Source organism: uncultured Succinivibrio sp. (genome assembly GCF_902756765.1).
In the GTDB taxonomy this organism is placed as follows: Bacteria; Pseudomonadota; Gammaproteobacteria; order Enterobacterales; family Succinivibrionaceae; genus Succinivibrio.
Window position 1 is genome coordinate 1 of sequence record NZ_CACVSS010000071.1, and the last position, 10,342, is coordinate 10,342.

Genomic DNA, 10,342 nt, shown 5'->3' on the forward strand with positions numbered 1-10,342 from the left:
GAAGTGTGGATATAAGAATCCTCTGGTAAAGAATCTCTCGGTTAGGGTATGGGAATGCCCATGCTGCCACGCAAGGCACGACAGAGATTTAAATGCCAGCGTGAATATCCTGAATAAAGGCTTGTCAGTAGCCTGAAATACTGACAATACCGTAGGGCATACGGAATTTTAAGCCTGTGCTGAAAAGCGGGAGGAGCAATTCTCCAAGAGATCGTGTAAGACGTAGTTCTCTATGCTGTGGTCTATGAAACAGGAATCCCATCGACTTCAGTCGTGGGAGAGTCAAAAAATCTCTTTAAGTCATATAAGTTGAAGGATATAACTTACTTCAATCCAAACTAATCTTTATGAGTTTTTCCAATGCCTGCTCTTCTGTCTAATCTGGATTTGCCTGAAGATTTGGTTTTGCAGGAATGTTTGGATCGATGTAGGTATTTGAGGTTCCGACATTCAGACTTTCGGACGCAACTTCATTGGCTTCTTCTAAAGCTTCAGTCTGCTCCTCACTTAATACCTCGATCTGCTGCTTATCAATCTTGTTTTCTGGAACTCTAGCCTCAGGAATGTAATATTCATATTCAGCCTGCTCAACTCTCTTTCTGATCATCTTGGCTGTATCTGTAGTCTTTTTGGCAATTGGTTCGTATTTTGCAATTCTAGCTTTTTCCTTGAGGATCTTCGCATTGTCTGTGATGAACTTAAGTGGTGATGTAAGTTTCTTTGGTTTATTTGACATTTCCTTTGGAAGAGCTGATTTGCCTATAGACTCAGGCTTACCTAAGAACTTAGGCTGACTCTTTAATAGATAAACATCAAAAGCACACTTGATTCTGGCGAAAAACTCTCTTATGGCAACTTTTGAGAAAAATCCGTAATTAGGGCTTAATGCATTGAATCCAACTGCATTCAGATCGTATTTGTCAGCAATAAACAAAGCTCGTTCGTTCTGAAAATCCTGAGAGATAATGGTTACATTCTTAAGCAGGAACACTTTTCTGGCTCTTATAACAGAATCCAGAGTTGAAATGCCTGCAAAGTCAGCCACTATTCTATCGGATGGAACACCAGCCTTAATCAGTGCTCTGATCATCTGTCTTGGCTCATTGTATGAGTGATGCAGGTTATCTCCTGATGCCAGAATGTAATCAATCTTGCCTGACTTGAACAGCTGTGCAGCTGCAATGATTCTATAAGTAAAGTAATCGTTAGGCTGTCCGTTTGAATTCAGTGAAGATGTTCCAAGAAGCAGTCCAACTTTATTATGAGGAATCTTGTCTATGCTTTCATAGGTTTTAAAAGCGTAGCTTGAAATCCTGAAACAGCCTAAAACAAGGAAGAGAATTCCAATGACTAAAGCCAATAGACCAATGTAGCCTACTGCCTTTAAAAAGCTCGACATATCAGAGGAAAACCTCATCTCAGACTGATCTTGATATGACATATTCTTCCTAGATTACATGTTTAACACAAGGCAACGCACTGATTTTTTCATATAAAAGTTTCAGGTTTTCTGCCTTATTTACTTTTACAGGGATTGTGTAGGAAACATAGTTTCCTTTTGAACTTTTGCGAGGTTCATCTGTAATTTTCTGCATAATTCCAGCCTCTACCTCATTTATGGCTTTTTCAACCTCACCAAGTGAATTCACGATTGATGCATCAACAATCACTCTGAATCCAACTACACATGGAAATTCCATGAGTTTTTCTAATTTGTTATATGAATCTGTCATAAACATTGAAGTTCTATCCATTTTTCATGGATAGAACCAATCTCCTTTAAAGATATCTCTATTCAGCCTCTTCAACAACTTCTTCGTCAGAGGAGAAGAACAGACAGATCTTATCCCAGATTCTTCCGAAGAATCCGCATTCCTCAATGGTGTCTACAGATACCAGAGGTACAGTTGAAATAATGTTGTTATCGATCTTAACCTCAATCACACCAAGCTCATCACCCTTGTTGATAGGAGCAGTGAAGACACTCTTCTTTAATCTGTATCCAAGTTTGATATCACCCTGACGGCCGCGAGGAATCATCAGATTCAGATCATTCTGTATTGCTAGTCGAACCTGATTAGTCTGACCCATGCGAACATTTCTAGTCAGAAGTACCTTGTTGGCAGAAACAGGAGTATATCTCTGGAAGTAACGGAAACCGTATGTTAATAGGGCTTTATTATAGTCTGCACGTAATTTTTCTGATTTTGCACCGATAACTGAGGCAACAAGTCTCATACCGTCATTTGTGGCGGAGGTAACAAGATTATATCCAACCTGTGAAAGGTGACCTGTCTTGATGCCGTCAACATTGATTGACTTATCCCATAAAAGACGGTTTCTGTTCATCTGCTTGATGCCGTTGAATGTGAAATCCTTCTGGCTGTACAGAGGGTATTCATCAGGAAGATCTCTGATGGTTGCACGGCCTAACAGAGCCATATCATAAGCAGAGGAATAGTTCAGCTCGTCATACAGACCATGAACATTTGAGAAATGGGTATCTTTAAGTCCTAGCTGAGCTGCGTAGTTGTTCATTACAGAAACGAAACCTTCCTGTGTTCCAGCCAGATGAATAGCCATAGCAACACAGGCGTCATTACCAGACTGAATAATGATGCCCTTAACCAAATCTCCTACTTTAATGGTTTTACCAACTTCGATGAACATCTTAGATGAATCGGTATATTTCTTTGCCCATGCATCCTCTGTGATGGTAACATCATCTTCCATGTGAAGTCTGCCAGCCTTAAGTTCCATGCCGATAACATAGGCAGTCATCATCTTTGTAAGTGAAGCAGGCCAAATCTTTTCGTGTGCGTTGTGCTCACAGATAATTCTTCCTGAACTGTAATCCATTAGAACCCATGACTGGGCGTCAAATACTGGAGGCTCTGGAATTACTATCGGTGCAGGAGCAACTCCATTTGCAGGAACAGCTGTTGGATTTGATGCATCTGCATTGGCCTTCATCTGAGCAAATGGATCTGGAATATTATCCTCTGCGGATGCACTTAAACCTGAAACAAGAGCAGTAACTAATAATGCGGTTTTAATTACCTTATTTAATGACATTTTATTTTCCTAGTTTTTCTTTTTAAAAACTCTTTACAAAACAATCAGTATAACCCTTCTGCTTTAATGATGCGGCAACTTTTCTTGCAGAGCCTTCATTTAATGGTCCAACCAGTACCTTGTTAATGTTGCCTTCCTTTCTGATTACGATTGGGTATGAGATCTTGGTCTGAACATTATTCTTAATCTCATTTGCCATCAGATCTGAATTACATGCAACCAGCTGGACATACCAGCCAGGAACTGTATTGGATACAGTATTTGCTCTATTAGATGTTATTCCCTGATTATTAGTATTTATGTAGCCTGTATTAGAACTTCCGGCAGATCTTGAGGTTGCAGCTCCAATATGCTGATATGATGAGGTTTTCTTGTTCACAACCTGTGCATACTGCTGCTGTTTTACACCGGCAGGCTTACCAACTGCATTGGTGTAGGTTCCGTTTGAGCTTACATTGATAAGTTCAATTCTAACCTTTGAGGTTCCTGTTCCTACCATATCAATGGCGCGAGCTGATCCTTCTGATAAATCCAGAATTCTGTCACCTACAAAAGGACCTCTATCATTTACTCTTACAATAACCTTTTTACCGTTGCGAAGGTTTGTAACCTTTAGATAGGATGGTAATGGCAGATTTTTATGGGCAGCTGTAAAGCCCTTCTGATCGTAGATTTCTCCGTTGGAGGTCTTCTGTCCATGGAACCCAGGACCGTACCAGGAGGCGATACCCTCTTCGATATATGAAGTGGTACCGTTCCAGATCATATAGTTTTTACCTAAAACTCTATAATCCTTGTTGCAACCGCCTGTTCTCTGATATTCATATTTAGGAACCGCACCGCCTACACCATTGATATTGACTGTCTCTGTCTGAGGTTTTGGCTTTGTCTTGTTTGGACCTGTTCCGTATCTGTATGATCCTGAGAATGATGGAGCACCACCCGATGAAGAAGATGAACATCCCTGAAGAACAAGTGCCGCTGAAACTGTAATAATGGTAGCTATAAATTTTATGTTTTTCATTAAAAAGAATCTCTCCATTCTCATCGGCAAAAAACAGATTTCAAGCATAACATTTTAATGTTTACGAGTTACACTTAAAAGCATTTTTATTACTTTATATTTATTTTGTTTTCAGCGTTCAAGCCTGTGACTTTCAGATTATGGCTTTTTGCTTCTGTGTACTACTTTCTGCCCCTGTTGCTGTTTTACCTTATTTACTCCCATTGCAATGAACTCTGACAATTCATATACAGCACGAGCATACAGCGGAGAGGTGTTGTATCTCATAATTGAGTGGAAATTCTCAAGTCCTACAGCATACCCCTTCTGACCGTTCTCAAGATCATATGCAAACAGTCTTATTTTCTGATTTGGACTTAGATTTACCTTGGTTGTTGCCCCTGACTTATATAGTTCTTCGACGGTCAGATTCCACTGTTTGTCCATAAGAACCTTAGGATCTGCATTGTGGATATGGCAAGGATAGTAGATTCCTCTGCCGGTCTGCCAGCCGTGCCCTTTGAAATAGTTTGCGACTGAGCCGATAGCGTCCACTTTGTTTGAGAAAAGATTTACATAGCCATCACCATCGTAGTCTACGGCATAGTCAAGATAGGCAGAAGGCATAAACTGTCCCATACCCATAGCTCCTGCATAAGAGCCTTTGATATCGTTGTAATTCCAGTCTTCTCTTGAAGCCAATGCTACGAATCTAGCAAATTCCTTTGAGAAGTAAGCTTCTCTTTTTGGATAGTTAAAGCCAAGAGTATAAAGTGCATCAAGAACTCTCCAGCTGCCCATATTTTTACCAAAGAAAGTCTCTACTCCAATAATTGCACAGATAATCTCATAAGGAACACCGAATTCCTTCTGAGCTTTTAGAAGTGTTTTTTCATTCTCGAAATAGAACTTTACAGCAGCCTCGATTCTTGAGGTGGTAATAAAGATCTTGCGATACTGCCACCAAGGTTTCCCCTCTGATGGTCTGGTTATTGCGTCAATAATCTTCTGTTGATAAACAGCCTGGGAGATTGCATCTTTAAGTGTCTGAACATCAATTCCAGCGTACTGTGCAAGTTCATTATAATTAGGAGCTGCCGCTACGTATGAATTGGCAAAAAAGGATAATCCCAATGCGATGGCCAGTTTACTAATTGTTTTTTTCATTCTTTTCTATATGTCCGCACCAAGGGTGCAGCCTCCTTACTTATTATCCTTCATAAAGAAACTTACTTTTTTATGAGTGTGAATAGACATCATGATTCCAAAGCAGATCATGAGGGTAATCATTGCTGTACCGCCGTAACTGATCAGCGGCAGTGGTACACCTACTACAGGGAGAATACCTGACACCATGCCGATATTTACAAATATGTAGAACATGAAGGTAAAAGTGAAACTTCCACACAGAATTCTTTCAAAGTTATGACGGGCATTTAAGGTGATGACGACACATCTTCCGATTATAAAACAGTATAGTGATATCAGAATGAGGAAGCCTACAAGTCCAGTTTCCTCTGAAAGCACAGCAAAAATAAAATCAGTATGAGGTTCTGGCAAAAAGTCCAGCTGAGACTGACTACCCTGTAGCCAGCCTTTTCCATAAAGACCGCCTGAGCCGATGGCGATTTTAGATTGAATGATGTGATAGCCGGCACCTAATGGATCAGATGAAGGGTCAAGCAGAGTAAATACACGTTGTTTCTGATAGTCGTGAAGCACAAAATTCCAGATTACAGGAAGTGCGGCTGCTCCGGCAATTGCTCCTGCAATCAGCCACCACCATGACAGACCTGCAATAAAGATACAGATAAAGCCTGCAACTGAAACTAGTGCTGCAGTTCCTAAGTCAGGCTGCATTAGAATCAGAACTGTAGGTATACCTACGATAATGAATGAACAGATGGTGTGCAGTAGTTTTGGAGGAAGTGCTGTTTTGGCAAGGAAGGCTGCTACAGAAAGAGGCATTACCACCTTGAAAAACTCTGATGGCTGAATTCTTACAATACCAAGATTAAGCCATCTCTGAGCTCCTTTGGAAATATCTCCGAAAAGCTCTACTAAAACCAGTAGAATAACGCCAATGATGTACAGATAGGTTGAGGCTTTTGCAAAGTATTTAGGTGGAATCTGAGCAACTGCAATCATCAGCACGAAAGCCGCGCCTGTTCTTGTAATCTGTCGAATCAGCATATCTGCTTCCTGACCAGATGCGGAATAAAGAACAAACAGACTGAAACAGAGAGCTAAGAATAGACCAAACATTAAAGGAAGATCAATGTGGTGTCGGGTGAAGAAATTCTTACCTATGCTGTTGCTGTTAACCTGACTTAGTGTATTTCTATCTTCTGACATATTATTTTTCTGATATTAAACTGTTTTGTCTGTTTTACTGTAATACGACAGTGCCACCCATTCCGAATTTTACTACCTGAGGATTTGGATCTCCCATGTAGCCGTTAGGATAAAGATCTAAAAGATACTTGTCGATCATGGCTCTGGCAACAGGGGCTGCTTTTGTCGAACCGCCTCCCTCATTCTCAAGAATAACCGCTACAAGAATTCTAGGCTGTTTAAATGGGGCATAGGCAACAAATAGAGCATTGTCTCGATGTTCAACCTTGAGCTTGGCGGCATTGTATTTTTCACCCTGCTTGATGGATACAACCTGAGCTGTACCTGATTTTCCTGCTGCCTTGTATTTTGCCCCGAAGAATGCTCTTCTGCCGGTACCTTCCGGTCCGTTAACCACCAGATACATACCGGTTCTACAGTCCTCAAAGTACTGAGGATCTGTAACCTTCAGTGTATCTTCAGGTTCTTCCTGAGTATATGCGGTGATTTCATTGGTAGTTGGATCAACCATTTCCTTAAGTAGATGAGGCGTTCTTGTAACACCTCGGTTTGCAAGGGTTGCATGAGCCTTTGCAAGCTGCATCAGTGTTGAGGTCCAATAGCCCTGACCGATACCGATAGGTACGGTATCACCAAGATGCCACTGCTGATTGAAACGAGATTTTTTCCAGTCGCGAGATGGATTTATTCCTAAAGACTCCTCAGAAATATCAATTCCGGTTTTCTTTCCGAATCCGTATCTGTCAAGGTAGTCGTGAATTCTGTTGATTCCTGCTCTGTAGGCAAGATCGTAGAAATAAGTATCTGCAGAGATTTCAATTGCTCTGTATAAGTCCATCCATCCATGACCCCAGGCTCTCCAGTCACGGAACTGATGTGTTGAACCAGGCAGTTTGAAATAAGGAGCTCCAAAGAAGTTTCCTTTTGTTGTGATTAGTTTTTCATTCAGTCCCATTACACAGAGCAGAGGCTTAACTGTTGAGGCTGGTGCATAACCACCCTGGGTGGCTCGGTTGATCAGTGGATGACCAGGATTGTCTAGAAGACGTTTGTATTCGCCAGAACGGATGCCACGTACAAATGGATTAGGATCGTAGCTAGGATTTGAATACATAGCTAGGATTTCTCCGTTTGAAGGATCAATGGCGACCACAGCTCCTTTCATCTGACCGAATATTTCCTGGGCGTAATACTGCAGTCTGATATCAATGGTGAGCTTGAGATCTTTTCCTGGAACAGGAGGCTCATAATTCAGTGTCCTGATAACCTGTCCATGGGAGTTGACTTCAACCTTGGTTGAACCGGTTTCACCATGCAGGGAATCCTCATAGAATTTTTCAATACCTAGTTTTCCGATTTCAGTAGAGCCTTCATAGTTCTCAAGTTTTCCTGAGCTGGCCAGTTTTTTTACGTCATTCTGGTTGATTCTAGATACGTAACCTGTGGTATGAGTGGTAATATCTGCAAATGGATAATATCTCTTCAGGTTTGCTACAATCTGCGCATTAGGATATTTATATGAATTTACTGCAAAAGTTGCTATCTGCTCCTCTGAGAGAAAGTTAGAAAGCTCAACTCCTGAGAATCTCTTTCTGGTTTTGGATTCATAGAGCAATCTTGAAATATCTTTTTCAGAAAGGTTTAGTTCAAGCAGCTTATCTAATTCAACAATGGTGTCTTTAGTCTTGATCTGCTTGTTTGGGAATAGCACCAGATGATAAACAGGTGCATTATCTGCCAGAACAACGTGATTGCGATCGTAGATGATTCCTCGAGGAGGTACAACCGGCATTACCTTGATGCTGTTTTCATTGGAACGGGTTTTATAGTCCTGATAGGAGATAATCTGCAGATAATAAAGATTACAGAAAAGGATAACTACCATCAGTATGGATATACCAATGCATATGAAAACTCTGGAACGGAATACTCTTAGTTCAAGTTCCTCGTTGCGATTCTGCTTACCCAGTCCGCCCTCTGAGGAATAACGTCTTTTCTTGATTTTTCCGAAAAGAGGACGCTCGTGTCGACTTTTTCTGCTAAAAATTGACAATTTTTTCTCTAAAATTCTTCTTATATTTTCCGCACTTACTTAATATTTTAGCGATAAATAATTATAGTATTCGTATATTTTATTTTTTTTAACGAATTTTGCGGAGTTTTTCAAATAATCTTGATTTTAAGCTCGATGATAAGGTAGATTTGCGTAAATACTCCATCCTCGATAGATGGTTTCAGCAAGGAATACTCTTACCAGTGGATGAGGCAATGTCAGTTTTGATAAGGACCACAGCTCATTAGCCTTGTTTCTTACTTCATCTGTGAGTCCGTTTGGTCCGCCGATAATCAGAACCACGTCCATTCCAAGATTTTGCCAGACGCCAACCTTATCTCCAAGTTCCAGAGAGGTAAACTGTTTTCCTCTTTCATCCAGAGCGATTATGTAGGCTTTCTTTGGTAAAGCCTCAAGGATCATCTTTGCTTCCTGCTCCTTTGCCTTTTCATCGGAGTTTTTTCCGTTACGTTTCACAGGAGCAATTTCCTCTAATACCAGTTTCATCTCAGGAGGAAATCTTTTCTGATAATCTGTAAAAGCTTCAGTTACCCATGCAGGCATTTTGTTGCCAACAGCAATGATAATCAGTTTCATTCCTTAAAATCCTGAGGCCATGCAGCGGTATAGGTCATCAAGTTCATACCTTTCTCTAGCTTCATTCTGAAGAATGTGTACCATTACTGAGCCAGTGTCCACGATAACCCATTCACCAAGCTGTTCCCCTGAAATCTTGATGTGCTTTAACCCTTCCTTGTATAGATTGTCTACTAGTCTTTGGGCAATTGCACTTACATGTCGGTTTGAAGTACCGGTACAGATCACCATATTGTCTGCAATAGATGAATGTTCCTTAACGTCAATGCTTACCAGATCTCTTGCCTTTGAATCCTCAAGAGTCTTTATACATTTCTGAATTAAAATATCGTTTTCCAAATTAAGATTCTCTCTTTCTGTATAGTGAATTCTTTACAATATACTCAATAATCCCTCTATCAAGATAAGTCAGTGAGTAGGAGAATTTATCGGCATATTCTGCTAAATCCATATGCTGTTCAGCTGTTTTATAGTATTCTTCAAATTCCTGCCTTATTTTACTAGAACTTACATCATTAAAGCATTCTTTTAGTAAAAAGCAGTTACCTTTTTCTTCATTAAGCTTTTCTGAAAAAGCTGAATCCGACTCATAAACTGCATGAGTTTTCAGATAATCCTTTACCTCAGGATTTGAATCATCAACACTGTAGCCCTTTCTTCCAATTACCACGATATTACATTTATCTGTTATATCAAGTCCGTTACGCCATTTATCGAGATAAATAAGTGAATCCATGCCCATGCAGAAGAATACTGTGGCCTGAGGATACTCGGACTTGATTTTATCAATCAGATCAATGGTGTAATGTGGTACATTAGGATCTTTTTCAAGATCACTTATCTGAAGTGCGCTGTGTTTTTCTGTCAGTATCTGAAGCATCCTGCGGCGGTGTGAAAATTCAACATGACAGGTATCCTTGTGAGGAGGCAAGGCATTAGGCACAATGAGAAATAAATCAAGATCAAGTCTGTTCCTGATATATTCTGCAATTCTTATGTGATCATTGTGTGGAGGATTGAAGCTGCCTCCAAGAACTCCGATTTTCTTTATAGTCTTTTCCATTAGAGTTTTTTCAATTCTCGTACTGCAGATGTATAAACAGAGACAGCCATGTTCTGAAGTGACTGATATGCCTTTTTATCGTCAAATTCCTGAAGATATTTTGCTGCCTGGGCAAGTTCCGTTACAAGATAATCATAGAAATCCTCTGGCATGGTTTGGGCTGCGCGGAGAATTACATCAGAAGTGGATGGCAGTA

General features: G+C 40.4%; 12 protein-coding genes. 1 reads left to right on the plus strand and 11 read right to left on the minus strand.

The window, feature by feature from the left end; all coding sequences use genetic code 11:
- Window positions 1-136: zinc ribbon domain-containing protein (locus tag QZU45_RS09260; protein WP_295354521.1), on the plus strand; the 136-nt coding region annotated here is incomplete at its 5' end.
- 240 nt (window positions 137-376) lie between these two features.
- On the opposite strand, the gene QZU45_RS09265 is transcribed toward QZU45_RS09260, so the two are convergent.
- The 11 genes from QZU45_RS09265 to QZU45_RS09315 all read right to left on the minus strand — a co-directional run.
- The gene (locus tag QZU45_RS09265; RefSeq protein ID WP_295354495.1) at window positions 377-1,441 is read right to left on the minus strand and encodes an ElyC/SanA/YdcF family protein; all 1,065 of its coding nucleotides are present in this window, start codon (window positions 1,439-1,441) and stop codon (window positions 377-379) included.
- Between the two features lie 7 nt (window positions 1,442-1,448).
- Complete coding sequence (locus QZU45_RS09270; RefSeq protein WP_295354497.1) at window positions 1,449-1,754, minus strand: DUF493 domain-containing protein; 306 nt, start codon at window positions 1,752-1,754, stop codon at window positions 1,449-1,451.
- A 37-nt stretch (window positions 1,755-1,791) separates the two neighbouring features.
- A complete protein-coding gene (locus tag QZU45_RS09275; RefSeq protein WP_295354500.1) occupies window positions 1,792-3,075 on the minus strand; it encodes a serine hydrolase in 1,284 nt (427 codons plus the stop codon).
- Between the two features lie 22 nt (window positions 3,076-3,097).
- Window positions 3,098-4,099, minus strand: coding sequence for a septal ring lytic transglycosylase RlpA family protein (locus QZU45_RS09280; RefSeq protein WP_295354503.1), 1,002 nt, complete (start codon window positions 4,097-4,099; stop codon window positions 3,098-3,100).
- A 138-nt stretch (window positions 4,100-4,237) separates the two neighbouring features.
- Entirely contained in the window at window positions 4,238-5,245 is a 1,008-nt protein-coding gene (mltB, locus tag QZU45_RS09285; protein ID WP_295354506.1) for a lytic murein transglycosylase B, read from the minus strand.
- A gap of 36 nt (window positions 5,246-5,281) precedes the next feature.
- Window positions 5,282-6,433 (minus strand): rod shape-determining protein RodA, encoded by a 1,152-nt coding sequence (gene rodA, locus QZU45_RS09290; protein WP_295354509.1) that lies wholly within the window; start codon window positions 6,431-6,433, stop codon window positions 5,282-5,284.
- A gap of 34 nt (window positions 6,434-6,467) precedes the next feature.
- Window positions 6,468-8,486 carry a penicillin-binding protein 2 gene (gene mrdA / locus QZU45_RS09295; protein ID WP_295354512.1) on the minus strand — a complete coding sequence of 673 codons (2,019 nt, stop codon included), beginning with the start codon at window positions 8,484-8,486 and terminating at the stop codon, window positions 6,468-6,470.
- 126 nt (window positions 8,487-8,612) lie between these two features.
- Entirely contained in the window at window positions 8,613-9,083 is a 471-nt protein-coding gene (rlmH, locus tag QZU45_RS09300) for a 23S rRNA (pseudouridine(1915)-N(3))-methyltransferase RlmH (protein WP_074838904.1), read from the minus strand.
- 3 nt (window positions 9,084-9,086) lie between these two features.
- The gene (gene rsfS / locus QZU45_RS09305; RefSeq protein WP_294997832.1) at window positions 9,087-9,422 is read right to left on the minus strand and encodes a ribosome silencing factor; all 336 of its coding nucleotides are present in this window, start codon (window positions 9,420-9,422) and stop codon (window positions 9,087-9,089) included.
- Window position 9,423: 1 nt separating this feature from the next.
- A complete protein-coding gene (nadD, locus tag QZU45_RS09310; RefSeq protein WP_295354516.1) occupies window positions 9,424-10,146 on the minus strand; it encodes a nicotinate (nicotinamide) nucleotide adenylyltransferase in 723 nt (240 codons plus the stop codon).
- A partial coding sequence (locus QZU45_RS09315; protein ID WP_295354519.1) for a hypothetical protein occupies window positions 10,146-10,342 on the minus strand: 197 nt, incomplete at its 5' end. The genes nadD and QZU45_RS09315, both read right to left, overlap by 1 nt.

What these genes read in the sequence shown, in the direction of transcription:
- QZU45_RS09265 (WP_295354495.1), bottom strand. Translation starts at nt 1,441, where the DNA reads ATGTCATATCAAGATCAGTCTGAGATGAGGTTTTCCTCTGATATGTCG.
- mltB (WP_295354506.1), bottom strand. Translation starts at nt 5,245, where the DNA reads ATGAAAAAAACAATTAGTAAACTGGCCATCGCATTGGGATTATCCTTT.
- QZU45_RS09280 (WP_295354503.1), bottom strand. Translation starts at nt 4,099, where the DNA reads ATGAAAAACATAAAATTTATAGCTACCATTATTACAGTTTCAGCGGCA.
- QZU45_RS09270 (WP_295354497.1), bottom strand. Translation starts at nt 1,754, where the DNA reads ATGGATAGAACTTCAATGTTTATGACAGATTCATATAACAAATTAGAA.
- nadD (WP_295354516.1), bottom strand. Translation starts at nt 10,146, where the DNA reads ATGGAAAAGACTATAAAGAAAATCGGAGTTCTTGGAGGCAGCTTCAAT.
- rodA (WP_295354509.1), bottom strand. Translation starts at nt 6,433, where the DNA reads ATGTCAGAAGATAGAAATACACTAAGTCAGGTTAACAGCAACAGCATA.
- rlmH (WP_074838904.1), bottom strand. Translation starts at nt 9,083, where the DNA reads ATGAAACTGATTATCATTGCTGTTGGCAACAAAATGCCTGCATGGGTA.
- QZU45_RS09275 (WP_295354500.1), bottom strand. Translation starts at nt 3,075, where the DNA reads ATGTCATTAAATAAGGTAATTAAAACCGCATTATTAGTTACTGCTCTT.